Origin of the sequence: Rhodopseudomonas sp. BR0G17 (assembly GCF_010907025.1) — a bacterium.
In the GTDB taxonomy this organism is placed as follows: Bacteria; Pseudomonadota; Alphaproteobacteria; order Rhizobiales; family Xanthobacteraceae; genus Rhodopseudomonas; species Rhodopseudomonas palustris_H.
This window is the reverse complement of record NZ_QUML01000037.1, coordinates 1-24805: the sequence shown is the minus strand read 5'-3', so window position 1 is coordinate 24805 and position 24805 is coordinate 1. Positions and strand designations below refer to the sequence as shown.

Annotated in this window: 21 protein-coding genes; 10 read left to right on the top strand and 11 right to left on the bottom strand. The window is 65.3% G+C overall.

Annotated elements, in window-relative coordinates; translation table 11 throughout:
• Positions 1–255: 255 nt before the first annotated feature.
• The 7 genes from DY467_RS21735 to DY467_RS21705 form a co-directional block, all read right to left on the bottom strand.
• Complete coding sequence (locus DY467_RS21735) at positions 256–1947, bottom strand: methyl-accepting chemotaxis protein (protein WP_164638887.1); 1692 nt, start codon at positions 1945–1947, stop codon at positions 256–258.
• Between the two features lie 204 nt (positions 1948–2151).
• On the bottom strand, positions 2152–2544 hold the full coding sequence (locus tag DY467_RS21730; RefSeq protein WP_164638885.1) for an acyl transferase: 393 nt from the start codon (positions 2542–2544) through the stop codon (positions 2152–2154).
• 280 nt (positions 2545–2824) lie between these two features.
• The gene (locus DY467_RS21725) at positions 2825–4210 is read right to left on the bottom strand and encodes a ribulose-bisphosphate carboxylase (RefSeq protein WP_107346751.1); all 1386 of its coding nucleotides are present in this window, start codon (positions 4208–4210) and stop codon (positions 2825–2827) included.
• A 58-nt stretch (positions 4211–4268) separates the two neighbouring features.
• Entirely contained in the window at positions 4269–5354 is a 1086-nt protein-coding gene (fba, locus tag DY467_RS21720) for a class II fructose-bisphosphate aldolase (RefSeq protein WP_011160174.1), read from the bottom strand.
• Between the two features lie 59 nt (positions 5355–5413).
• On the bottom strand, positions 5414–7429 hold the full coding sequence (gene tkt, locus DY467_RS21715) for a transketolase (RefSeq protein ID WP_164638884.1): 2016 nt from the start codon (positions 7427–7429) through the stop codon (positions 5414–5416).
• A 31-nt stretch (positions 7430–7460) separates the two neighbouring features.
• Positions 7461–8336: a phosphoribulokinase gene (locus DY467_RS21710; protein WP_107346181.1), complete on the bottom strand. Its 876-nt coding sequence runs from the start codon at positions 8334–8336 to the stop codon at positions 7461–7463.
• A gap of 37 nt (positions 8337–8373) precedes the next feature.
• Positions 8374–9405, bottom strand: a complete 1032-nt coding sequence (locus tag DY467_RS21705) for a class 1 fructose-bisphosphatase (RefSeq protein WP_164638882.1) — start codon at positions 9403–9405, stop codon at positions 8374–8376.
• 470 nt (positions 9406–9875) lie between these two features.
• Between DY467_RS21705 and DY467_RS21700 the strand changes: the two genes are divergently transcribed.
• Positions 9876–10625, top strand: a complete 750-nt coding sequence (locus DY467_RS21700; RefSeq protein ID WP_164638880.1) for an alpha/beta hydrolase — start codon at positions 9876–9878, stop codon at positions 10623–10625.
• Between the two features lie 89 nt (positions 10626–10714).
• Here the strand turns inward: DY467_RS21700 and DY467_RS21695 are convergent, their stop codons facing one another.
• From DY467_RS21695 to DY467_RS21680, 4 genes are all read right to left on the bottom strand, one after another.
• Positions 10715–11470: an IclR family transcriptional regulator gene (locus DY467_RS21695; RefSeq protein ID WP_107357118.1), complete on the bottom strand. Its 756-nt coding sequence runs from the start codon at positions 11468–11470 to the stop codon at positions 10715–10717.
• 81 nt (positions 11471–11551) lie between these two features.
• Entirely contained in the window at positions 11552–12640 is a 1089-nt protein-coding gene (locus DY467_RS21690; protein ID WP_107346185.1) for an extracellular solute-binding protein, read from the bottom strand.
• Between the two features lie 33 nt (positions 12641–12673).
• Positions 12674–14467, bottom strand: coding sequence for an ABC transporter permease subunit (locus tag DY467_RS21685; RefSeq protein ID WP_164638878.1), 1794 nt, complete (start codon positions 14465–14467; stop codon positions 12674–12676).
• A complete protein-coding gene (locus DY467_RS21680; RefSeq protein WP_164638876.1) occupies positions 14464–15609 on the bottom strand; it encodes an ABC transporter ATP-binding protein in 1146 nt (381 codons plus the stop codon). Before DY467_RS21680 ends, DY467_RS21685 begins: the two co-directional genes overlap by 4 nt.
• Positions 15610–15864: 255 nt before the next feature.
• Between DY467_RS21680 and DY467_RS21675 the strand changes: the two genes are divergently transcribed.
• The 9 genes from DY467_RS21675 to DY467_RS21635 all read left to right on the top strand — a co-directional run bounded on the left by DY467_RS21675 (position 15865) and on the right by DY467_RS21635 (position 24511).
• Entirely contained in the window at positions 15865–16671 is an 807-nt protein-coding gene (locus DY467_RS21675) for a CoA transferase subunit A (RefSeq protein ID WP_164638874.1), read from the top strand.
• Positions 16671–17438 carry a CoA transferase gene (locus DY467_RS21670; protein ID WP_107357122.1) on the top strand — a complete coding sequence of 256 codons (768 nt, stop codon included), beginning with the start codon at positions 16671–16673 and terminating at the stop codon, positions 17436–17438. Before DY467_RS21675 ends, DY467_RS21670 begins: the two co-directional genes overlap by 1 nt.
• Positions 17439–17470: 32 nt before the next feature.
• On the top strand, positions 17471–19780 hold the full coding sequence (locus DY467_RS21665) for a molybdopterin-dependent oxidoreductase (RefSeq protein WP_164638872.1): 2310 nt from the start codon (positions 17471–17473) through the stop codon (positions 19778–19780).
• A gap of 14 nt (positions 19781–19794) precedes the next feature.
• Entirely contained in the window at positions 19795–20364 is a 570-nt protein-coding gene (locus DY467_RS21660; protein WP_107346190.1) for a peroxidase-related enzyme, read from the top strand.
• A gap of 78 nt (positions 20365–20442) precedes the next feature.
• Positions 20443–21129 carry an L-fuculose-phosphate aldolase gene (locus tag DY467_RS21655; protein WP_164638870.1) on the top strand — a complete coding sequence of 229 codons (687 nt, stop codon included), beginning with the start codon at positions 20443–20445 and terminating at the stop codon, positions 21127–21129.
• Between the two features lie 30 nt (positions 21130–21159).
• Complete coding sequence (locus DY467_RS21650; RefSeq protein WP_164638869.1) at positions 21160–22119, top strand: sugar kinase; 960 nt, start codon at positions 21160–21162, stop codon at positions 22117–22119.
• Positions 22120–22165: 46 nt separating this feature from the next.
• Positions 22166–22912, top strand: a complete 747-nt coding sequence (locus DY467_RS21645; RefSeq protein WP_164638867.1) for an SDR family NAD(P)-dependent oxidoreductase — start codon at positions 22166–22168, stop codon at positions 22910–22912.
• 32 nt (positions 22913–22944) lie between these two features.
• Positions 22945–23931, top strand: a complete 987-nt coding sequence (gene acuI / locus DY467_RS21640) for an acrylyl-CoA reductase (NADPH) (RefSeq protein ID WP_164638864.1) — start codon at positions 22945–22947, stop codon at positions 23929–23931.
• Positions 23932–24007: 76 nt separating this feature from the next.
• Positions 24008–24511 (top strand): GNAT family N-acetyltransferase, encoded by a 504-nt coding sequence (locus tag DY467_RS21635; RefSeq protein ID WP_164638911.1) that lies wholly within the window; start codon positions 24008–24010, stop codon positions 24509–24511.
• Positions 24512–24805 lie beyond the last annotated feature (294 nt).

The following is a 24805-nucleotide window of genomic DNA, read 5'->3' as shown; positions in this document are numbered from 1 at the left end:
GTCCAATCACAGGGTGCAGGGCGGCATTGCAGAGTAGAGGATGCGCTCCTTTAGCCGAGATGGACGCATTCTGAGTATCAGGTTCAGTTTCTTGGACGGTAGGCGCCCGAACTAATCGATGGCGCACCAACAAACAGTCAGATACCGCACCTTTCTCGGACAACACCCCAAAGGCAAATGGCCGGGACAGAGCCCGGCCACGAGGTCGTTGAGCGTTGCGCCTTCGCAGACCTTGCCTCCGCGAGCCGGGGGCAGTTACGCCGCCCGTACGGTGTCGAGGAATTTGGTGACCTCGACCTTCAGCCGGTTGCTGTCCTGCGACAGCGACTGCGCGGCGGAGAGCACCTGCGACGAGGCGGAGCCGGTCTCGGTGGCGCCGCGCTGCACGTCGGTGATGTTCGACGACACCTGCTGGGTGCCGTGCGCAGCCTGCTGCACGTTGCGAGAGATTTCCTGCGTGGCGGCACCCTGTTCTTCCACCGCCGAAGCGATGGTCGAGGCGATTTCCGACATCCGGCCGATGGTCTGACCGATCTCCTTGATGGCGTCGACCGACTGGCCGGTCGCTGTCTGGATGCCGGTGATGTGCTGGCTGATCTCGCCGGTGGCCTTGGCGGTCTGCTCCGCCAGCGCCTTCACTTCGGCCGCCACCACCGCGAAGCCACGGCCCGCCTCGCCGGCACGCGCCGCTTCGATCGTGGCGTTGAGTGCCAGCAGGTTGGTCTGCCCGGCAATGGTATTGATCAGTTCGACGACGTCGCCGATCCGGCTGGCGGCGTGCGACAAGGTGCTGACGCTTTCGTTGGTCCGGCGCGCCTGGTCGACCGCATCGTTGGCGATGCGCGCCGATTCCTGCACCTGGCGGCTGATCTCGGTGATCGACGACGTCATTTCCTCGGTCGCCGACGCCACCGACTGCACGTTGGTGGAGGCTTCCTCGGAAGCCGCCGCCACCGACGTCGCCAGTTCCTGGGCGCGCTCGGCGGTCGAGGTCAGCGTGCTGGCCGAGGCTTCGAGTTCAGTCGAGGCCGACGACACGGTGTCGACGATCTCGCCGATGGCGTGTTCGAACTGCCGGGTCGCGCTGTCGACCCGCTGGGCGCGCGCGATCTTCTCCTCGGCCTCCTTGGCGGCCGCGGCATCGGCATCGCGCTTGGCGATCAGCGCCTCCTTGAAGATCTGCAGCGCATCCGCCATCCGGCCGATTTCGGTCGGCTCGCCGCGATGCGGCACCTCCGCTGCCAGATTGCCCTTCCCGAGGTCCTGCATCGGCGAAATGATCGATGCGATCGCGCTGATGATGTCCCGGATCACCAGCACGCTCATGGCGATTCCGAGCGCAAAGGCGAGCGCGAGAATCGTGACGACGAGACCGAAACCGAAGCTGTAAGTGGTGTCAGCCGTTTCGGTCGAGGTCTGCGCCCCCTTGTTGTTGAGGTCGATATCCTTCTGCAGGGTTTCATCCATCCGCATTGCGATCGGGACCAGGTTCTTCTTCACGTAGTCCCAGGCCGACGCCGGATACTGGCCGACGCTGCCACGCGAGATCTCGATGGCCTTTCCAACGGTGGCCTTGTAGTCGGTCCACCCCTTCGCGAACTCGTTGAAGAGCGCCCGCTCCTCCGGCGATGAGATCAGCTTTTCATAATCGCCATTCGCCTTGTCGAGCGCCGTCTGAGCAGCGGTCAGACGCTTGTCCGCACCATCCTTGCCCTCTGCGGTGAGATCGAGGATGTGATCGCGCAGGGCGCCGCGATAGCTCAGCACATAGGCCCGCATTTCGCCGAGAATCCGCACACTCGGCAGCCAATTGGTCGCGATGTCGGTCGACGCGGCATTGAGCGACCGCATCTCGACCACCGCAAGCGCGCCGAGACCCGACAGGGCGATCAGCAGAGCGGCGACCAGCGCAGTAATCTTGGTACGTATGGTGATCTTGGCGAACATCGACATCATCCTGTGAGAAAGACCATGGCGCGCGCCGTCACCCGACGATGGCCCGGCATCGAACCGGACTCACCATCACTGACTCAGCCGAGACTGCGCCCCTGCACCGCGGGTACTCTGAGTTCCACCCGCTTGCGAGTTCCTTAATTCAGCACCGCGTACGATTACGTACATTGCCGGCGCAACGAACTAATCGACCGAGAACTACGAGCGGGGATGATGTGTCGGCTGGACGCCGACCCAGCGCAGCAGGTGCTTGCCGAACCAGCCCTTGTGGGCCTCGTGCGATTCCGAGGTCGGCTCCGGCTCGACGGCAGCTTCAGGGACGCCTGCCAAGTGGGAGTGTGGCTCCGGCTCGTCTTCAGGATGGGGGTGGACCGCCGCTGCCACAGCACGGGTGAGCTGCTCGCGCACCAGCTCGCCGGCCAGGAATTCCGCGAGCGCCAGCGGCGGCATCATGCCGAGCTCTTCGGTCCGCTTCCGGCCGGCGGCCGTCACCGTGATCAGCCGGTTGTCGATGATCACGAACGCGCTCGGGTAGTACACGCCGTTGACGGCGATCTGAAACTGATACGGGCCAGAACGACTGTGTGTCATCTGAGTTCTCCGACGTCAGGGTTTCCGCCGAACTCGAACGGACGCCAACGCGAATTGACCTGTGACCACACCCCAGCATTGCACGACGCTCAGGAAACGCAAGCCGCCACTCCCCAATCGGCGCGGATCGTTTCTTTTCCGTTGCGGCTTTCGCCGGCGTTGAGATCAACTGATCGGAGAATGCGGCGGGCCGTCAGGCGGTCCTCGAACAACTACCAGGTCAAAAAGCAAACGGCCCGCGCCGAAGCGCGGGCCGTCAGTCGTGTGCGGTGCGAGAAGCTTACGCCGCCTGCGGCTTCAGCTTGGCGCGCCAGTTCGGATACAGCTTGTCGGCATCCTGCGGGAAGCTCTCGAACGCGCGAGCGAATTCGCGGTGATCCTTGGCGAATTCGACCGGATCGGCGCCCTGCTTCCAGCACTGTTCGGCCTGACGCAGCGACTTGGCACCGGCCGCGCCGCCGTCGACGTGACCGAACGCACCGCCGCCCGCCGTCATGATCAGGTTGGAGTGGCCGAGGTTGTCGAAGAAGCCCGGCATCCGCAGCGCGTTCATGCCGCCGGAGATGATCGGGGTGGTCGGGTTGAGGCCGAGCCACTCCTGATGGAAGTACGGACCGTCGGCCGAATCCTCGGTGATCATGTAGGCGATCGCGCGATCGGCGGCTTCGCCTTCCATCTTGCCGAAGCCCATGGTGCCGGTGTGGATGCCCGAGGCGCCCTGCAGGCGCGCCATCTTCGACAGCACGAAGGCGGTGTAGCCGCGCTTGGACTGCGGCGAGGTCACCGCACCGTGGCCGGCGCGATGGTAGTGCAGGTACTGCTTCGGGAAGGCGCGGCGAGCGGTGGTCACCGCAGCCGGGCCGGCAACGTAGCCGTCGACCAGGAACGCGATGTGATCGGCGTTGTCGGCGAAGGTCTCGAGGATGAACTCACCGCGTGCCAGCATCTCGTAGTGATCGTCGGCGGTGATGTTGAACGAGAACAGCTTGGCTTCGCCAGTCTTGTCCTGCGCGCGGCGCATCGCGTCGGCGACGGCCCGGACCGTGTCCTTGAACGGCGCGAACACCTGGTTGCCCTGCGGCTCGTCGTTCTTGATGAAGTCGCCGCCGAGCCAGAAATCGTAGCAGGCATTGGCGAACGGCTGCGGACGCAGGCCGAGCTTCGGCTTGATGATGGTGCCGACGATGAAGCCGCCGTTGATCACCGGCCGGCCGAGCACGCGCCACAGATCCTTGATGGTGGTCGACGGGCCGTCGAACAGCTTGAGATACGCCGGCGGCACGTAGAAGTCGTACATCTTGGCGTATTCGACGTCGCCCATGCCCTGGTTGTTGCCGATCGTCAGGGTCAGGAACGAAGCGATCATGGCGCGGCCATCGATCACGTTGCGATCGAACAGCTCGATCGGGTACGCGATCTTCATCAGCTGCTTGGCTTCGTCGATCTCGTACACCAGCGCGTCGACGCCGCGGGTGAAGTCGTCGGTGGTGGAGACTTCGACGTTGGTGCCGGTCGAGGATTCGGCGGCGAAGTGCGCGGCGGTCTGGAGGAAATTGCCGAAGCCGGCCTTCGGCTTCATGATGTAGGCGCACAGCACGTGCCGTCCGCCCGCGATCAGCTCGCTCTCTTTGAGGTTGAGGTTGGCGTAGCGGTTCGACTGGTCCATGGTGATCTCCTGCAATGCGAGGCGCGGCGGCGCGCTGGCCGCCGCGAATTGAAAGCGGTTACTCCGCGGCGCGGGCGACCTGGCCGATCTGCGGATCGAGCGCGCCGGACTTGTAGCGCTTGGCCATTTCCGCCATCGGCACGACCTTGATCTTCGAGGCGTTGCCGGCGGTGCCGAACTGCTCGAAGCGCAGCTTGCAGATGTCGCGCATCGCATCCATCGCGGGCTTCAGGAACTTGCGCGGATCGAACTCCGCCTTGTTCTGGGTCGCGACCTTGCGGAACACGCCGGTCATCGCCAGACGGCAATCGGTGTCGATATTGACCTTGCGGACGCCGTGCTTGATGCCGCGGACGATTTCCTCGACCGGCACGCCGAAGGTCTGCGGCATCGCGCCGCCGAACTCGTTGAAGATGTCCTGCAGATCCTGCGGCACCGACGACGAGCCGTGCATCACCAGATGGGTGTTCGGCAGGCGGCGGTGGATCTCTTCGACCACCTTCATGGCCAGCACGTCGCCGTCCGGCTTGCGGCTGAACTTGTAGGCGCCGTGCGAGGTGCCCATCGCGATCGCCAGCGCGTCGACCTTGGTGGCGCGCACAAACTCGACCGCCTGGTCCGGATCGGTCAGCAGCTGCTCGCGGCTGACCTTGCCCTCGACGCCGTGGCCGTCTTCCTGCTCGCCGCCGCCATGTTCCAGCGAGCCGAGCACGCCGAGCTCACCTTCCACCGAAGCACCGACCCAGTGCGCCATGTCGACGACGCGGCGGGTGATGTCGACGTTGTACTGATAGTCCGCGGCGGTCTTGGCGTCGGCCTTGAGCGAGCCGTCCATCATCACCGAGGTGAAGCCGTAGCGGATCGCGGTGGCGCAGGTGGCTTCGTCGTTGCCGTGGTCCTGATGCATACAGAGCGGGATGTCCGGATACATCTCGGCCAGCGCGTCGATCATCTTCGCCAGCATGATGTCGTTGGCGTAGGAGCGGGCGCCGCGCGACGCCTGGATGATCACCGGCGCGTCGACCAGCGCCGCCGCCTCCATGATCGCGAGGCCCTGCTCCATGTTGTTGATGTTGAACGCGGGCACGCCGTAGCCGTGCTCGGCGGCGTGATCCAGCAATTGCCTCAGAGTGATACGCGCCATGATGTCTCCTCAAACTAACTGTGTGACGACAGCGTCGTCCTGATGTTCAAAAATCGGGCTCAGTGCTTGCCGCGGGCGATCGCGCCCTTGGCGGCGTCCACCACCGCGTCCGCGGTGATGCCGAACTTCTGGTACAGCACCGGCGCCGGCGCCGAGGCACCGAACCCGGTCATGCCGACGAACGCGCCGGTATCGCCGATCCAACGGCGCCAATCGGTGTCGCGCGCCGCTTCGATGCCGACCCGCGGCGCGGTGCCCAGCACGCTGGCGCGGTAGGCGTCGTCCTGTTCGGCGAACAGTTCGAAGCACGGGGCCGAAACCACCGCCGCCTTGATGCCTGCGGCTTCCAGCTTGCAGGCCGCATCCAGCGCCAGCGACACTTCCGAGCCGGTGGCGATCAGGGTGACGTCGCGCTGGCCGGGATCGACCACGACGTAAGCGCCGCGCGCCACCGGGTTGCCGGAGACGCCGTTCGGACGTGGCAGCGGCGGCAGGCCCTGACGCGACAGCGCCAGCACCGACGGACGCGAGGTCTGCTTCAGCGCGCAGTCCCAGGCCTGCGCGGTTTCGATCGCATCGGCCGGGCGGAACACCAGCACGTTCGGGATCGCCCGCAGCGAGGGGACGTGCTCGACCGGCTGATGGGTCGGACCGTCTTCGCCGAGGCCGATCGAGTCGTGGGTCATCACGTGGATGACGCGCATGCCCATCAGCGCCGCGAGGCGGATCGCCGGACGGCTGTAGTCGGCAAACACCAGGAAGGTGCCGCCGAACGGCACGAAGCCGCCGTGCAGCGCGATGCCATTCATCGCAGCCGCCATGCCGAATTCGCGGATGCCGTAGTGCAGGTAGGAGCCGCCGAACGCACCCGGCTTCACCGACGCGGTGCCCTTGGCATGCGTCAGGTTGGAGTGCGTCAGGTCGGCCGAGCCGCCGAGGATGTTCGGCGACGCCGGCACGATGGCGTCGATGGTGAGCTGCGACGCCTGGCGGGTGGCGATGGTCGGCTTGTCGGCGTCGAACTTGGCGATCAGGCCCTGCAGCGCGCCTTCGTAGTCCGCCGACAGCTTACCGGCGAGCGCATCGGTGAAGCCGGTGCGGGTCGCGGCGTCGGCCGCGGCCAGCCGCTGATTCCAGGCCTCGTGCGCCGCCTTGCCGCGGCCGCCGGCTTCACGCCAGCGAGCCAGGATCCCTTCCGGAATCTCGAACGGCGGATACGGCCAGTTCAGCGCGGCGCGGGTCTTCTCGACCTCCTCGGCGCCGAGCGGAGCGCCGTGCGCCTTCTCGGTGCCGGCGACCTTCGGCGAGCCGAAGCCGATCGTGGTGCGGCAGGCGATCAGCGACGGACGGTCGCTGGTCTTGGCCTGCTCGATCGCGGCCGCGACCGCTTCCGGATCATGGCCGTCGACCCGGGTGGTGGCCCAGCCCGACGCGGCGAAGCGCGCGAGCTGATCGTCCGAGCACGACAGCGAGGTGTCGCCGTCGATCGAGATGTGGTTGTCGTCCCACAGCACGATCAGCTTGTTGAGCTTGAGATGGCCGGCCAGCGAGATCGCCTCGTGGCTGACGCCTTCCATCAGGCAGCCGTCGCCGGCGATCACATACGTATAGTGATCGACCAGCGCGTCGCCGTAGCGCGCGTTCATCATGCGCTCGGCGAGCGCCATGCCGACCGAGGTCGCAAGACCCTGGCCGAGCGGGCCGGTGGTGGTCTCGACGCCCTGGGTGTGGCCGTATTCCGGATGGCCGGGGGTCTTCGAACCCCACTGCCGGAACGACTTGAGCTGATCGATCGTGACTTCCGGATAGCCGGTCAGATGCAGCAGCGCGTACAGCAGCATCGAGCCGTGGCCGGCCGACAGCACGAAGCGGTCGCGGTCCGCCCAATCGGGCGCGGTCGGATCGAACTTCAAGAAGCGGGTGAACAGCACCGTGGCGACGTCGGCCATGCCCATCGGCATGCCCGGGTGGCCGGACTTCGCCTTCTCGACACCGTCGATGGCGAGAAAGCGGATCGCATTCGCCATGTCGCGATGCGTGACCTTGTCGTGGATGTCGCGCGCGGGAACGTTCAAACCGGCCTCCCCAGATTCCAAATGTTGGGCATTACTTCATGCTTCGCTTGCGGTCGATCAGCTGCATGATCAACGGCGTCAGGATCAGCTGCATCGCCAGGTCGAGCTTGGCGCCGTGGATCACGATCGAGTTGGCGCGCGACATGAAGCTGCCTTGGATCATCGACAGCAGATACGCAAAGTCGATGCCGCGCGGGTTCTTGAAGCGGATCACCACCATCGATTCGTCGGCGGTGGGAATCCAACGCGCGATGAACGGGTTCGAGGTGTCGACGGTCGGCACCCGCTGGAAGTTGATATCGGTCTCGGCGAACTGCGGCACGATGTAGTGCACGTAGTCCGGCATCCGGCGCAGGATGGTGTCGGTCACCGCCTCGGTCGAATAGCCGCGCGCCGCGCGGTCGCGGTGCAGCTTCTGAATCCATTCGAGGTTGATCACCGGCACGACGCCGATCTTGAGGTCGGCGTGCTGCGCGACGTTGACCTTGTCGGTCATCACCGCACCGTGCAGACCTTCGTAGAACAACAGGTCGGAGTTCGCCGGCAGGTCCTGCCACTGGGTGAAGTTGCCGGGCGGAACGCCGTGCAGCGCGGCTTCCTCGTCGTCGTGAACGTAGTGACGGGTGCGGCCGGTGCCGGTCTCGGCGTAGCTCTTGAAGGTCTGCTCCAGCTCCTCGAACAGGTTGGTCTCGGGGCTGAAATGGCTGAAGTGGCGGTTACCGCGCTCGGCTTCCTCGGCCATCTTGTTGCGCATGTCGACGCGATTGTAGCGGTGGAAGGCATCGCCCTCGATGAACGCGGCGTTGACGTTCTCGCGGCGGAAGATCTGCTCGAACGTCTTCTTCACGGAGGTGGTGCCGGCGCCGGAGGAGCCGGTGATGGAGATGATCGGATGCTTACGGGACATGAGGAGGTACTTCCAATTCCAACCGGGGGAGACGACGTCAGACGCGGAACAGACCGCGGCGGGCGAACAGCGGCGCCGAGCGCGACGCGGCACTCGGATCGGTGTGCAGCAGTTCGATGCGCTTGACCTTGTCGATCGACCCCATGATCAGCGGCGAGCGCTGGTGGATCGTCTTGGCAGTGAGATCGAGCACCCGTTCGCGGCCGGTCGAGGCGGCGCCGCCGGCCTGCTCCATCACGAACGACATCGGATGGGTCTCGTAGAGCAGCCGCAGCCGGCCATTGCCGTAGCCCGGACGGTTGTCGCCCGGATACAGGAACACGCCGCCGCGGGTGAGGATCCGATACACCTCGGCCACCAGCGAGCCGATCCAGCGCATGTTGAAGTCCTTGGCGCGCGGACCGTCGGCACCGGCGATGCACTCGTCAACGAAGTCGCGGATCGGCTGCTCCCAATGGCGATGGTTGGAAGCGTTGATGGCGTATTCGGCGGTGTCGGCCGGCACAGTGACGCCCTGGCGGATCAGCCGGTACACCTTGGCCTTGCGGTCGAGCGTGAAGATGTCGACGCCGTTGCCGAGCGTCAGCACCAGCGACGTCTGCGGCCCGTACACCACGAAGCCCGCCGCGATCTGGCAGGAGCCAGGGGCGGTGAACGGCTTCACGCCCGGCTGGTTCGGGATGATCGAGAAGATCGTCCCCACCGTCATGTTGGTGTCGATGTTGGACGAGCCGTCGAGCGGATCGTAGGCAATCGAGATCGGCGCGTTCGGATCGCCGTCGAGCAGCGTGTCGGACTCTTCCGACGCCAGCGCCGCGTAAGGCACATCCTTCAGCGCCTTGACGATGATTTCTTCGGCTTTGACGTCGAGATCCTTCTGCACGTCGCCGTCGGCATTGCTGCCGCCATGCGCCGCGCCGGTGATGCCGGCGAGAGCCCCCTGCCCGATCAGTTCGGAAATTTCGATCGACCCCGCGGCGATCGCGCCGACCGCGGCGGCGACGGCTTTCCGCTGCGGATCAACCGCATATGAATCCAAAAGAACTGAGAGCGTTTGGCCCTGATCCATGATGACTCCCCCACAACGCAGCGCGGCCAATTGGCTCCGCGGGCTCCGTTGGGCGGAGCTTGTGAGCCGATCGATCACATAAGAGAAATTGCATTTTCCTTGGTACCACCAAAGGAATTTTTATATGGAGCGCCACCGCCCTGTATTTGCTTACCGGAAAACGGCGGCGCGGCGCGCATTCTGCACAATTAGTCGAAGGCCGCCGTGATTTAGATCAGAAGAGACGGCCCAAGATCGGGGTGATTTGGCCCCAATCGGTCGGAGAGTCGACACACTTATACTTTAGCAGCGCAGCGTATCCACACCCTGCGGGTCTTTGCCGCTGCCGGTCCGCATCCGCACGTTGCGGCGCAACCTCTCTTGAGCTGCCGGCGCAATTTTGGGACATAGGAAAGCTGAACCAAAACAGATGGTTGAGTGACCGGAGCGATGCCCGCGACGGCGCCGCCATCGTCGCAGGGGGGATTCCTATGAGTGAAGCGGTGATGGCCGGCGCGGACGCGTTCGCGTTCGATGGCGGCAAGACCGGCGTACTGCTGGTGCACGGTTTTACCGGCAGCCCGCAGAGCATGCGCTATCTCGGTGAACGGCTGGGCGAGCGCGGCTATTCCATTCTCGGCCCGCGGCTGCCCGGACACGGCGTCTCCCCGGCCGCGATGGCCAAAACCACCGCCAATGACTGGGTCAACTGCGCCGAGGACGCGCTGCTCGCGCTGTCCGCCAAATGCGACAAGACGTTTGTGGCCGGACTGTCGATGGGCGGCACGCTGTCGCTGTATCTGGCGGCGTCACATCCGGACAAGGTCGCCGGCGTCGTTCCGATCAACGCCGCGGTGCAGATCGACTCGCCCGACCTTGCCGGGCTGGCGTACGCGCGCGGCCTGCCGGAATTCGTCCCGGGCATCGGCTCGGACATGGTCGACACCACCACCAAGGAGCTGGCCTACGATCAGGTCCCGGTGACCTGCGTCAAGCAGGTGATGGGGCTGGCCGCCACCGCCCGCGCGCTGCTGCCGAAGATCAAGTGCCCGACCTTGGTGATCAACTCGCGCGTCGACCACGTGCTGTCACCGACCAACGCGACCGTGATCGCCAACCACGTCGGCTCCAGCCGGATCGAGACGCTGTGGCTCGACAACTCCTACCACGTCGCGACGATCGACAACGATAAGGACCTGATCGCTTCCGCGATCGACAGCTTCGTGAAGCGCAATCTGTGATCCACAGCGGTAGCGGCGCATCTCGGCGCTGATCGCGCCGAACACCAGTCGCCCCGCTTGTCCTTGCAAGAAGCGGAGCGACGAAGCCCTTACTTCATCCCGCCATGGCCGAGCGCCAGGCCGATGGTGCGGGCGGCTTCCATGACGTGGGCGGAGTATTCCTTGATCTGCTTGCGCTTGACGCGGATGTCCGGGCCGGACATCCCGATTGCGCCGATCAATTCGCCGGAGCGGCCGATGATGGCGCAGGCGCAAGCGGCGATGCCTTCGCGCCACTCTCCGTGCAGCACCGATGCGTAACCCTGCGCCCGGATGGCGCGGATGTCCTCGCGCAGCTCTTCGATCGTGGTGCGGGTCGAATCCGTGTAGCGCTTCAGATGCGGACGCAGGATTTCAAGATAATCGTCCGGCATCTGCGCCAGCATCGCCTTGCCGGTCGCGACCGTGAAGGCGGGCGCGCGCATGCCGACGCTGGTGTGGGCGCGGATGTGATGGGCGCTCTCGATCTTGTCGACGTACAGCACCTCGGTGCCGTCGAGCACCGATAGATGCACCGTCTCGCCAGTGACCTCTGCCAGCGTGGTCATCGCCGGCCGCGCGATCCGAACCAGATCCATGCGCTGGATGACGTGATGGCCGAGCTCCCACAGCTTGGTGGTCAGCTCATAGGTGCTGTGCGGCGGGATCTGGCGGACAAAGCCCTGCGACTGCAGGGTCGCCAGCAGCCGGTGCACATTGCTTTTGGTGAATTTGAGCTCGTTGGCGAGATCCGTGACGCCGCGCGGCTGATCGCTGAGCGCAAGGGTCTCGAGCAGTCGAAGTCCCTTGATGAAAGCTTTATCCATTCAGGCGGCCGGGCAATATCTCTTTGTTGGAAATAACGACCGGCAGTCGTAACTGCCGGTCGGAGTTTGCGAGACGCCGGCTTACTGGGCCAGCATCGCGTTCAGCTTTTCTTGTCCGTATTCTTCATTGGTGGAATTCCCCGCCGGCGACGGCGCACCCCAGAAATCCGGGCTCCACTCGATCGCCTTGGCGACGTTGTCGGGATTGTTCGCCCAGTACCGCGCGATGTTCTTATCCGTCGCCGCGTCGAACACGACCTTCGACGGCAGCGCCACCGGGAAGGTGGAGGTCAGTTGCGCGGCGCGCTTCGGATCAAGACGCCACGACAGCAGCTTCAGAGCATTGTCGTAGTTCGGCGCGCCTTTTGGAATCGAGAAAAAGTCGTAATAGACGAAGCCCTGGTTGAAGGTGAGGTCGATCGGCGCGCCTTCCAGCGCCAGCTTGCTCATCGAGCCGGTGTAGGCGAGGCACATGTCGGCTTCACCGTCGAGGATCAGCTGCGGCGGCTGCGCGGCGGTGGTCCACCACTTCACGACGTGCGGCTTGATCTCCTTCAGCTTCTTGAGCGCCCGATCCATGTCGATCGGATACAGCTTGTCTTTGGTCACGCCGTCGGCCATCAGCGCGGCTTCGAAGGTGAAGCGCGGCCACGCCGGCATGCAGCGGCGGCCGGGGAATTTCTTCACGTCCCAGAAGTCGGCCCAGGTCTGCGGAGCCTTGTCGCCCTTGAACTTGTCTTTGTTGTAGACGAGGCCGACGCCGATCACCTGCAGCGCGACGCCCTTCTTGCGCTTCAGATTATCCGGCATCGCCGCGAGGGTCTTGTGCGCGGATTCCGACAGCTTAGAGTAGTCGATGTCGGCCAGGCAGCAGTCGCCGAGCAGCTTGGTTTCCTGATCGAAGATGAAGGTCAGGTCCCACTGCGCCTTGCCGGCTTCGGCCTGGGCCTTGATGCGCGGACCGCTGCGGGCTTCCTGCACGGTGACGACCTTGATGCCGGTTTCCTTCTCGAACGGGTCGTACATCACCTTGCGCAGCGCATCGCCGTAGCCGCCGCCCGGATCCTGCATGATGACGACATTGCTCTGGGCGGAGGCGGTCGCCGCTCCCAGGGCGATGAATGCCGCCGAGGCCAAGGCCGGCAGTCTGAAGCGTTTCAGTCCCAACATCGTGCGTCTTCCTCGTGGTTTGATTGTTTGTCGTCAGCTCGCTTTTTGCGAGGTCGCAAGCACCGGCCGGGCGAGGAACAGCCCTCCCACGACCAGCAGAACTTCAAGCGTGGAGACTACCGCCAACACCGGATTGAGCCGGTAGTTGATGTCGCCCCACAGCATCAGCGGCAGCGTCTTGAGCTGTGCGCTCGACAGGAATAGCGTCAGCACCAGCTCGTCGAACGAATGCAGGAAGGCGAAGAACGTCGCCGCCGCGAGACCCGGCGCGATCGCCGGCAGGGTCACCAGCCGCAGTACGGTCAGCGATGAAGCGCCATGCACCGCGGCCGCCTGTTCGAGCCGCTTGTCGACGCCCTGCAGCGCGGCCGCCAGAATCACCACCACGATCGGCAGGCCGCCGATCGCGTGGGCGGCGGCGAGCCCGAACACCGAGCCGATCAGATCGAACTTCAGGAACAGGCTGTAGAGCGACAGGCCGAGCACCACCGGCGGCACGATGATCGGGCTGACCAGCAGCAGCATGATGGCCGACTTGCCGCGGATGTTGCCGCGGACGATGCCGAGCGCCGCGCTGGTGCCGAGCCCGACCGCGATCAAGGCCGAGACCGCCGCGATCAGCGCCGAGGTCCAGAACGCCCGCATCCAGTTGGTGTCGGAGAAGAACTGCTCGTACCAGCGCAGCGAGAAGCCCGGCGGCGGAAAGGTCAGATAGCTGGCGCTGCTGAACGAGATCACCATCACCACGACAATGGGGAGGATCAGCACGGCAACGACCACGCCGCCCATCAGTCGCACCGTCCAGGTGCCGACGCCGGCCGGCAGCATCCCGAGCAGCCGCAATAGCGGCCAGCCGATCGTATCAGCGAGGCTGCTGCCGATGGTGCGGCGTGCCGGGGCGTTCGCAGCGACATGCGCCGGGCTTGCGGGGGTGGATTCGGTCAGCTTGCGGCCGCCCCAGATGAACTCGAGGCCAAGGAACCGGCCGGCGATCGCCACCACCGCCAGCGTGATCAGCAACAACACGACGCCGAGCGCCTGCAAGAAGCCTTCGGAGGTCACCGAATCCGCCTGCTGGGTGATGTGCATGGCGAACATTTGGTCGCCGGGCCCGCCGAGCAGCGTCGGCGTGATGAAGAAGCCGATCGCCGCGACGAACACCAGCAGGAAGCCGGCGCCGATGCCGGGCAACGTCAACGGCAGCAACACTCGCCAGAACACCGCGATGGGGCCGGCGCCGGAGGCGAGCGCCGCGCGCGTCAGGCCGGGATCTAGCCGCGACACGCTGGAATAGATCGTCAGCACCATCAGCGGCAGCAGCACCGCGGTCATGCCGAGCAGCACGGTGCCGCGATGAAACAGCAGCTGAACCGGCTCGCCCAGAATGCCGATCGCGACCAGCAGCTTGTTGACCGGGCCGGTGCGGCCGAGCAGCACCATCCAGGCGTAGGTGCGGATCAGGATCGCGATGAAGTACGGCAGCACGATCGCGGTCGCGATCAGCGCACGCGTCAGACCACGGGTGCGATGGATCAGCAGCGCAGTCGGATAGCCGAACAGCAGGCACAGGAACGCCACCGTGACCGAGATCTGCATGGTCCGGACCAGCGATTCCCAATACAGCGGCACGGCGAAGACGCGCTGAAAGTAAGTCAGCCAGCTCGGGCCGCTGATGCTGATACGGATCAGGTCGATCAACGGCAGCAGATAGATGAAGCCCAAAAACGCGACCGCCGGCAGCAGCAGCAGCGCCGGGTTCTTCAGCTTCATCGCCAGACTGGAGGATGGCTGACGCCGCGGCTCGTCGGTCAGCGAGAGCGTCGTCATGCCAGCACCCAGCAGTCTTCCGGGCCCCAGCTCACATGCAGACGATCGCCGATATTCGGCAGCGGCCGCTTGGCGCTATCGGGGCAGCGCACCAGCAGCGTCTCGCCGCTCTCCATCTGCGCCTCGATGCGCAGGGTCTCGCCGAGGAAGATCGCCGAGGTCACGGTCACCGGCGTCGAGTTCGCGGTGGCTTCGTCCGCAATCGCAATGCGCTCCGGACGGACCAGCACGGTGACACGGCCGACGTCGATTGCATCGCGGCTCTCGGCTTCGAACACATAGCCCGAACGATTCTTCAGGGTCACCGTGGTGCCACGCTTCTGCATGATCTCGGCTTCGATCAGATTGCTCTCACCGACGAACGAGGCCACGAACCGATTGGCGGGGTGACGATAAATATCGAGCGGCCGGCCGATCTGCACGATCTTGCCGGCATCCAGCACGGCAATGCGGTCGCTCATGGTCAGCGCTTCGCCCTGGTCGTGGGTGACGAACAGGATCGTGCTGCCGATCGTCTGGTGCAGATCGCGGATTTCGATCTGGATCGATTCGCGCAAACGGCGGTCGAGCGCGCTGAGCGGCTCGTCCATCAGCACGACCTTGGGCCGCATCACGATGGCGCGCGCGATCGCGACGCGCTGCTGCTGGCCGCCCGACATTTCCGACGGCGCCTTGTTGGCGTGCGCCGACAGCCGCATGATCTCCAGCGTCTCGGCGACGCGCCGCGCCGTGGTGGTGCGATCGACACCGGCCATCCGCATCGGGAACGCGACGTTCTGCGTCACCGTCATGTTGGGAAATAGCGCGTAGCTCTGGAACACCATGCCGAAGCCGCGCTTGTGCGTGGGCACGTTGTGTACCGGCTTGCCGTCGACCAGGATTTCGCCGCCGTCGAGTGATTGGAAGCCGGCGAGCAGATTGAGCAGCGTGGTCTTGCCGCTGCCGGACGGGCCGAGCAGCGTGATGAATTCGCCCGGCTCGATATCGAGGCTGATGCGGTCGACCGCATGAAACTGGCCGTAGCGCTTTTCAGCTTCGCGCACCGCGATGCTGGAGCCGATGGCCTGCCGCGTCTGCGTGGCCTGCGATGCTGCACCTCGCGCGCCGAAACTCCCTGCGCGCAGAGCCACTGGCTCGGCCATCGTTCCCTCCCTGATCATTCCCGACTTCGTCGTTCTATATTATGAAACGCTATTCCAATTATTCTTGGCGGGCGACTTGGTCTTGTCAAGTCGGGGAACGTGCGCTGCGACGCGGTGGCGCGCGCCGAGCCGTCATGCAGATGCGCCGAAGCGCCACGCAGCAACACGATCGGCATTGACAGAGGATCGGATGCGCGACTAATTTTATTTGGAAAGACGTTCTACAATATAGAACACAAATTCGGGAGGTTGATCGTGGCGAGCGATCTTCGCGGACTGGCGAAGTATGTGGAGCCGGGAATCCGGCTGGCCGTGCCGGTCGACTATGCCGGCGTCTCGATGGCGATGACGCGCCCGATCATCGAGCGCAAAACCGGCAACCTCCATCTCATCTGCGTGCCGACCGGCGGCCTTCAGGTCGATCAGCTGATCGGCTCGGGACTGGTCCGCACCGTCGAGACCAGCGCGGTGACGCTCGGCGAGGCCGGCGGTGCGCCGCGGTTCAACGCAGCCGTCAAGGACGGCGCGATCAAGCTGATGGACGCGACCTGCCCGGCGATCCACGCCGGCCTGATGGCGGCCCAAAAGGGCAGCCCGTTCATGCCGATGCGCGGCCTGATCGGCAGCGACATCCTGCGGCATCGCAAGGACTGGCGCGTGATCGACAATCCGCTGGCCGACGGCGGCGACCCGGTGGTGCTGATCCCCGCGATCAAGCCGGACGTGACGATCTTCCACGCCCCGATGGCCGACCGGTTCGGCAACGTCTGGATCGGCCGCCGCCGCGAACTCGCGGCGATGGCCTATGCGTCGGCGATCACGCTGGTGACCGTCGAGCGGATCGTCGACGACAGCCTGCTCGCCAATGAGATCACCGCGGCCGGCGTGCTGCCGGCGATCTACGTCACTGAAGTCGCCCTCGCGCCGAAGGGCGCGTGGCCCTACGGGCTGTGGGGCGAATATCAGGCCGACACCCAGGAACTCGTTCGCTACGCCCGCGCGGCACGCACCGCCGAAGGTTTTGCCGACTACATGACGACGACGCAGATGGAGCCCGCCTGATGACCGACATTCATCCGCGCGAGATCCTGATCTGCACCATCGCCAAGCTGCTCGACGGCGTGCGCCATGTTGCGGTCGGCGCCTCCTCGCCGATTCCGGCCTCGGGCGCGATGCTGCTGCGGGCGCTGAAGCAGCAGGCCGGCGAGACCGGACCGCGGATCTCGATCCTCGGCTCGGTCGAGCATAACTTCTTCACCAACGGTTCGGCCGAACTGTTCGATTGCGCCGGCCAGGGCCGCATCGACGCCTTCTTCCTCGGCGGCGGCCAGATCGACGGCCAGGGCAACATCAATCTGGTCGGCACCGGCGAGTATCCGCAAACGCAAGTGCGCTGGCCGGGCTCGTTTGGGTCGGCCTATCTGTACTACGTCGTGCCGCGCGTAATCCTGTTCCGCGAGGAGCACACCCCGCGCGCGATGGTCGAGAAGGTCGACTTCATCAGCGCGCCGGGCGTCAGCGACGACGGCGTGTATCGCACCGGCGGTCCGATCGCGCTGCTGACCAGCAAGGCGCTGTTCCGCTTCGACAAGGACCGCCGCGGCTTCGACCTGCAGAGCGTGCATCCCGGCTACGACCTCACCGCCATCAAGGAAGCGACCGGCTTCAAGTTTGCGCATGACGACGTGCCGGAACAGACCCCGCTGCCCGATCCGGACGTGCTGAAGCTGCTGCGCGAGCGCGTCTACGACGAAGTCGCGGAGACCTATCCGGACTTCGCCGCGCAGATGCGGCGCGAGATCGCACAGCCGCTGTCGCAAGCATCCTGAGCCGATCGGCCATCATCCTACGGAGACGGCGCGTGAGTGAGATCAAGCGAATCCCGCACTGCAGCCACTGGGGCGCCTATACGCTGCTGGTGCAGGACGGGAGCATCGTCGGCGTCGAGCCGTTCGCGCACGATCCCGCGCCGTCGCCGATCATTCACTCGGTGCCGGAATGGGCCAATCCCAAGCGCCGCGTGCCGCGCCCGCTGGTGCGCGCCGGCTGGCTGGAGAAACGAGAGCACAGCAACCGGCGCAAGCGCGGTGCCGAGAAGTTCGTACCGGTCAGTTGGGACGAAGCGACCACGCTGGTGGCCGATGAAATCCGCCGCGTCTCGACGACATTCGGCAACGCCTCGATCTTCGCCGGCTCCTATGGCTGGACCAATTCGGGCCGGCTGCACCACGCTTCCTCGCTGCTGAAGCGGATGCTCAATCTGGTCGGCGGCTTCACCCGTCACGTCGACACCTATTCGATCGCCGCAGGCCCCGTGATCCTGCGCCACACGCTCGGCAGCTCGGACGCCTGCGACGGCCGCGCCAACACGCTCGACACCATCGCCGAACACACCGAGACGCTGGTGGTGTTCGGCGCGCTGTCGCCGCGCACCGCGCAGACCGAGGCGGGCGGAATCGGCGTCCACCGCGTCGAGTCGTATTTGCGCAAGATCGCCGATCGCGGCATCCGCATCGTGCATGTCTCGCCGCTGAAAGACGATCTGCCGGAGTGGGTCGGCGCCGAATGGTGGCCGATCCGTCCGAACACCGACGCCGCGCTGATGCTCGGCCTCGCCGGCGAGATCGTGCTGGCAGGCCGGCACGCCCGCGACTTCCTCGACCGTTGCACCAGCGGCGCCGATCAACTGATCGCGTATCTCGACGGCTCGGCCGACGGCGTCCGCAAGGATGCGGCGTGGGCGGCGGAGATCTGCGGCCTCGATGCCGAGAGCATTCGTCAACTCGCGCGGCGTCTGGTCGACACCCGCAGCATGCTGACGGTGAGCTGGAGCCTGCAGCGCGCCCATCACGGCGAGCAGCCGTTCTGGTCGGCGCTCGGCCTTGCCTCGATCATCGGTCAGATCGGCCTGCCCGGCGGCGGCGTCGGCTATGGCTATGCGTCGCTCGGCGGCGTCGGCTCGCCGTTCAACATCGGCAAGTCGCCGGCGATTTCGCAGCTGACCCGGCCGATCGACAGTTTCATTCCGGTGGCGCGGATCAGCGACATGCTGCTGAACCCGGGCGGGACCTTCACCTACGAAGGCAAGACCCAAACCTATCCGGACACCCGGCTGGTGTATTGGGCCGGCGGCAATCCCTATCATCACCATCAGGACCTCAACCGCCTCGCCGAAGCCTGGACACGGCCGGAGACGATCATCGTCCAGGACCCGATGTTCACCGCGACCGCGCAGCGCGCCGATATCGTGCTGCCGGCCACGACCTCGATCGAGCGCAACGATCTCGCCGGCAACCGCCGCTCCGATTTCGTGATCGCGATGAAGCAGGCGATCGCGCCGGTCAGCGAGTCGCTGCCGGATTTCGAGATCTTCAATCGCATCGCCGCCAAGCTCGGCGTTGCCGACGGCTTCAACGAAGGCCGCGACGAGATCGGCTGGGTGCGACATCTCTACGAAGAGGTGCGGCAGGACGCGGTCGAACGGCTTGGCTTCGAGATGCCCGACTTCGACACCTTCTGGGAGCGCGGCTACGCCCGCTGCCCGGTCCGCGCCGAGCACACCTTCTTGGCCGACTTCCGCACCGATCCCGCCGCGCATCCGCTCAACACCGAGAGCGGCCGGATCGTGCTCGGCAGCCGCACGCTGGCCGGGCTCGGCTATGACGATTGCCCGCCGCATCCGGCTTGGCTCGAGCCGGCCGAATGGCTCGGCAAGGGCGACGCCTCCGATCTGCACATGATCTCGCATCAGCCGGTCGGCCGGCTGCACAGCCAGATCGAAACCGGCGTCGCCAGCGTGGCGGCCAAGCGCAACGGCCGCGAACAGGCGAAACTGCATCCGGCCGACGCCGCGGCGCGCGGCATCCTGGACGGCCAGACCATCCGCATCTGGAACGGGCGCGGCGCCTGCCTTGCGACCGCGACGGTCACCGACACGGTGCGGCCCGGCGTGCTGGTGCTGCCGACCGGAGCATGGTTCACGCCGCGCGACGAGAACGGCCTCGAAGTCGCCGGCAATCCCAACGTGCTGACGCTCGACATCGGTACTTCGCAATTCGGCCAGGGCTGCTCTGCACATACCTGCCTGGTCCGCGCCGAACCACACATCGCCGATCAGCGCGACGCTTTCGACGAATATCAGGACAAGCTGGTCGCCCTCGCGACCGCCTAAAGAGAGACTGCGACATGACCAAGCCTGCTATCAGCCGCTTCCCGGTTCCGGATATCGCCAGCCTGCCGGAGGACATCCGCACCCGCATTCTCGCCGTGCAGGAGAAGTCCGGCTTCGTGCCCAACGTGTTTCTCACGCTGGCGCATCGCCCCGACGAATTCCGCGCGTTCTTCGCCTATCACGACGCGCTGATGGACAAGCCCGGTCCGATCACCAAGGCCGAGCGCGAAATGATCGTGGTCGCCACCAGCAACGCCAACCAGTGCCAGTATTGCGTGATCGCGCACGGCGCGATCCTGCGCATCCGCGCCAAGAACCCGCTGCTCGCCGACCAGATCGCGGTGAACTATCGCAAGGCCGACATCACCCCGCGGCAGCGCGCGATGCTCGACTTCGCCATGAAGGTCTCGGCCCAGGCCTATGAGGTCGGCGACGCAGACATCGAAACGCTGAAGAGCCACGACTTCAGCGAAGAAGACATCTGGGACATCGCGGCGATCGCCGCGTTCTTCGGCATGTCCAACCGCCTCGCCAACGTCACCAGCATGCGGCCGAACGACGAGTTCTATGCGATGGGGCGCTGAGGCGCCTCGTTCGAGCTTCCGCGACGATGCGCAGCGGCCGGTAAGAGCCGCAGCGGCCAACCTTTGAGGAAACCACCCATGACGCTTCCCGGCGCCGCCGACGTTGCAACCCGGCAATCCATCATCGACGCCTGCCGCGAGATGACGGCCTTAGGCATCAACCAGGGCACGTCCGGCAACATCAGTGTCCGCACCGAAGACGGCATCCTGGTCACGCCGTCCGGCGTGCCCTACGAGTTGATGCAGCCGGAAGACATCGTGGCAATGAACTGGGACGGCTCGTGGACCGCGTCGGAAGGCCGCGTGCCCTCGACCGAATGGCGCTTCCATCTCGATATTCTGCGCGAGAAGCCGGAAGCCAACGCCGTGGTGCACGCCCACCCGATCTTCTGCACCATCATCGCGATCATGAACCGCGCGATTCCGGCGATCCACTACATGATCGCGGCGGGCGGCGGCAACGACATTCCCTGCGCGCCTTACGCGCAATACGGCACCGCCGAACTTTCGCAAACGGTGCTCGAGGCGCTGCGCTATCGCCGCGCCTGCCTGATGGCGCATCACGGAATGATCGCAATCGGCCCGAACCTGCGCCGAGCTCTGTGGCTCGCCGGCACCGTCGAAGTGCTGGCCAAACAGTATCACGGCTGCCTGCAGATCGGCACGCCGCCGCTACTCTCGGATGACGAGGTCGACAGCATCCTGAAGCGCTGGGGCCAATACGGCCTGCGCGACAGCGACCGCGCTCCCAAGACCTCCAACTAACACCAACCAACACTGCGTAAGGCTCACTCCATGGCCCATCCCCACGACGTCAGCGTCTGCGGCACCTACATCCTCGACATTCTCGGCGTGCCGGTCACCGAGATCCCGGCCGGCGGTGGCCGCGCGCTGATCGATGAAATCCGTCTCACCGTCGCCGGCACCGCCGGTGGCACGGTGGTGCCGTGCGCCCGGCTCGGCCTGAAGGCGCTCGCGGTCGGTGCAGTTGGTACCGACGAAAAGGCCGATTGGGTGCTGAACGCGATGGAGCGGGAGGGCATCGACATCTCGGTGATGGAGAAGATCGCCGGCGCGCCGACCTCCGCCACTATCCTGCCGATCCGGCCCGATGGCTCCCGGCCGGTGCTGCACGCGCGCGGCGCTTCGGCGCGCTGGAAGATATCGCCCGAAGCCCAGAAGGCCGCCTGCGGCAGCAAGGTGCTGCATCTCGGCGGCGTCGGTTCGCTGCTGGCGATGGACGGCGAACCGACCGTGTCGCTGCTGCGCGACGCCAAGGCGGCCGGCTGCATCACGACGGTCGATCTGATCCAGGCGCGCGGCGAAACGCTGCCGCTGCTCGAACCGCTGATGCCCTACACCGACTTCTTCATGCCGAGCATCGACGAAACCCACGCACTGATCGGCAGCGACGATCCGGCGACCTGCGCGCGCTACTTCATCGGCAAGGGCGCCCGCGCCTGCGCGATCTCGCTCGGCGAGCACGGCTCGTTCGTGATGACGCGCGACGGCCGGCAGTTCACCGTGCCGGCATTCGACATCACCGTGCGTGACACCTCGGGCTGCGGCGATTCCTACACCGGCGGCTTTATCGCCGGCCTGGTGCGCGACTGGGATCTCCAGGACTGCGCCCGGCTGGCGACAGCCACGGCCGCCATCGTCGCCACGGGTCTCGGCTCCGGCGCCAACCTCGTGTCGTTCGAGGAGACGGTGAAAGCCATGAACACACTGCCGGTGCGTGCCGCGCGCACCTGAGTTCATCACGACCTATCTTTCGATCGGAACGTTTCGAGGATCACTCATGACCAGACATGCCATCGTCACCGGAGCCAGCCGCGGCATCGGACGCGCCATCGCGCTCGGCCTTGCTCAGCGCGGCTACGACCTCGCCCTCACCGACATCGCCGCGCAGGAAGGCGTGCTGCGTGAGACCGTCGAGGAAGTGAAGCAGCTCGGCCGCAAGTGCATTCCGATCCTCGCCGACGTCAGCAAGATCGAGGATTGCCAACGTTCGGTGGCCGAGGCGGTCGCGGGGCTCGGCCACGTCGACGTGCTCGTCAACAATGCCGGCATCTTGCGGCTGGCGATGATCGACGAGACCACGCCCGAACATTGGGATCAGACCTTCGCAGTGAACGTCCGCGGCGTTTTCCAGATGACCCAGGCGGTCGTCGTTCACATGAAAGAGCGGCGCTACGGCCGCATCGTCAATATCGCGTCGCTGGCCGCCCGCACCGGCGGTCCCGGCCAGTCGCACTACGCGGCGTCGAAGTCGGCCGTGGTCGGTTTCACCCGCGTCTCGTCGATGGAGTTCGGCGGCCACGGCATCACCGTGAACGCAGTCTGCCCGGGTATCATACAGACCGAAATGGGCCGCAATAACCTGCGCGATCCGGAGCGGGTCAAGTATTTCGAGAAGATCACCGACCTGCATCGGCTCGGCGAACCGGAAGACGTCGTCGGCCCGGTTGCGTTCTTCGCGTCGGACGATTCGGCATTCGTCACCGGCCAGGCGCTCAATGTCGATGGCGGCATCTTCTACAGCTAATCTCGTAACGCGCACCAAAAGGGAGTGATGCATTGGCCACGTTCAAGGCTGTCCGGATCGACAAGGCGGACAAAGGCACCAGCGCCACGCTGACGCAATTCGACGAAGCCGAGCTGATGGACGGCGACGTCACCGTCCGGGTCGAATGGTCGACGCTGAACTACAAGGATGGTCTCGCACTGACCGGGAAATCGCCGGTGGTGCGGCGCTTCCCGATGATCGCCGGCATCGACTTCGCCGGCTCCGTCGAGAGCTCGAGCAATCCGAACTGGAAGCCGGGCGACAAAGTGATCGCCAATGGCTGGGGCATGGGCGAGACCCATCTCGGCGCCTATGCGGAGAAGGCACGCGTCAAGGGCGACTGGCTGGTGCGACTCCCCGACGGCATGACGGCGCGGCAGGCGATGGCGATCGGCACTGCCGGCTACACGGCGATGCTCTCAGTGCTGGCGCTGGAGAACCACGGCTTGAAGCCTGCCGACGGACCAATGATCGTCACCGGTGCTGCTGGCGGCGTCGGCTCGGTCGCGATCGCGCTGTTATCGAAGCTCGGCTACCACGTCATCGCCTCGACCGGCCGGATGTCGGAAGAGGGCTATCTGAAAGGCCTCGGCGCCGCTGAGATCATCGACCGCAACGAACTCTCAGCACCGGCAAAGCCGCTCGCCAAGGAGCGTTGGGTCGGCGGGGTCGACAGCGTCGGATCGACCACGCTGGCGAACCTCCTGGCGATGACCAAGTATCGCGGCGCGATCGCGGCCTGCGGTCTCGCCGGCGGCATGGACCTGCCATCGTCGGTCGCGCCGTTCATTCTGCGCGGCGTCTCGTTGCTCGGCATCGATTCGGTGATGTGCCCGATCGAGCTGCGCAAGCAGGCCTGGGCCCGACTGGCGACCGACCTCGATGCCGGCAAGCTGTCCGAGATGACGCAGGAAGTTTCGCTCGATCAGGTCATCGACGCGGGCACCAAGCTGCTCGCCGGCCAGATCCGCGGCCGCACGGTGGTGAAGATCGGCTGATATCGCGCTCATCGGCTCGACGACATTGTGCCCGCGCTTCGGCGCGGGCATTTTCGTTTTGGGAGGCGCGAACGAGATGCTGATCAGGCCAGCCACGACCGCCGACTTTGACGCGCTCAGAGCGATCGAACTCGCCGCGTTCGAAACGCTGCGCGCTGCGGGCGCGGTCAGCGGCGTCCCATCGGCAAGCTCGGATCAGCAGCTCGAGCGCTATCTCGATCATGGACTTCTCGAGGTCGCTTGCAATCACAGTGGCGATCCGATCGGATTCTGCGGTGGCTATATCGCAGAACGTCTTCTGCACATCGGCGAGATGGATGTGCATCCGAACTGGCAGCGGCAAGGAGTTGGTCGAGCCTTGCTGACCGCGTCGCTCGATAAGGCGCGCGCACAGAGGCTGGATGGCGCCACACTCACGACCGATCGGTTCGCGCCCTTCAACGCGCCGTTCTACGCAGGCATCGGGTTTCGGCCGCTTGCCGATCGTGAGCTTCCATCGAGGCTTCGCGCTATCCTCGATGAGGAGGCCAAGATCGGTCTCGATCCAGCTCGCCGGGTCGCGATGATGCTCCGGTTCTGAAGCCGCTGCTCTGGCCGTGCGAAGAGATGCGTCGTCGGGCGCTTTCCAACGGAGATGCAGCGAAATGTATCTCGCGGACGATGTCGATCGGAGAGAGCGCGCAGAAGGAAGCCGCGGAAGGGCCGGACGTGTTGGTACCAGCGCTTCTCGTACCCCCGAACGCAAAAACGCCGCCTCTTTTGGAGGCGGCGTTTTTGTTTGTAGCGGACATCGTGTTTTGTTGAGGATCTCTTGTGCTTTGCAGGCCTGGCGGCGACCTACTCTCCCGCGTCTTGAGACGGAGTACCATTGGCG

Coding starts and splice junctions, on each gene's coding strand:
- DY467_RS21735 (WP_164638887.1), bottom strand. CDS start 1,947: ATGTTCGCCAAGATCACCATACGTACCAAGATTACTGCGCTGGTCGCC.
- DY467_RS21730 (WP_164638885.1), bottom strand. CDS start 2,544: ATGACACACAGTCGTTCTGGCCCGTATCAGTTTCAGATCGCCGTCAAC.
- DY467_RS21725 (WP_107346751.1), bottom strand. CDS start 4,210: ATGGACCAGTCGAACCGCTACGCCAACCTCAACCTCAAAGAGAGCGAG.
- fba (WP_011160174.1), bottom strand. CDS start 5,354: ATGGCGCGTATCACTCTGAGGCAATTGCTGGATCACGCCGCCGAGCAC.
- DY467_RS21710 (WP_107346181.1), bottom strand. CDS start 8,336: ATGTCCCGTAAGCATCCGATCATCTCCATCACCGGCTCCTCCGGCGCC.
- DY467_RS21705 (WP_164638882.1), bottom strand. CDS start 9,405: ATGGATCAGGGCCAAACGCTCTCAGTTCTTTTGGATTCATATGCGGTT.
- DY467_RS21700 (WP_164638880.1), top strand. CDS start 9,876: ATGAGTGAAGCGGTGATGGCCGGCGCGGACGCGTTCGCGTTCGATGGC.
- DY467_RS21695 (WP_107357118.1), bottom strand. CDS start 11,470: ATGGATAAAGCTTTCATCAAGGGACTTCGACTGCTCGAGACCCTTGCG.
- DY467_RS21690 (WP_107346185.1), bottom strand. CDS start 12,640: ATGTTGGGACTGAAACGCTTCAGACTGCCGGCCTTGGCCTCGGCGGCA.
- DY467_RS21685 (WP_164638878.1), bottom strand. CDS start 14,467: ATGACGACGCTCTCGCTGACCGACGAGCCGCGGCGTCAGCCATCCTCC.
- DY467_RS21680 (WP_164638876.1), bottom strand. CDS start 15,609: ATGGCCGAGCCAGTGGCTCTGCGCGCAGGGAGTTTCGGCGCGCGAGGT.
- DY467_RS21670 (WP_107357122.1), top strand. CDS start 16,671: ATGACCGACATTCATCCGCGCGAGATCCTGATCTGCACCATCGCCAAG.
- DY467_RS21660 (WP_107346190.1), top strand. CDS start 19,795: ATGACCAAGCCTGCTATCAGCCGCTTCCCGGTTCCGGATATCGCCAGC.
- DY467_RS21655 (WP_164638870.1), top strand. CDS start 20,443: ATGACGCTTCCCGGCGCCGCCGACGTTGCAACCCGGCAATCCATCATC.
- DY467_RS21650 (WP_164638869.1), top strand. CDS start 21,160: ATGGCCCATCCCCACGACGTCAGCGTCTGCGGCACCTACATCCTCGAC.
- DY467_RS21645 (WP_164638867.1), top strand. CDS start 22,166: ATGACCAGACATGCCATCGTCACCGGAGCCAGCCGCGGCATCGGACGC.
- DY467_RS21635 (WP_164638911.1), top strand. CDS start 24,008: ATGCTGATCAGGCCAGCCACGACCGCCGACTTTGACGCGCTCAGAGCG.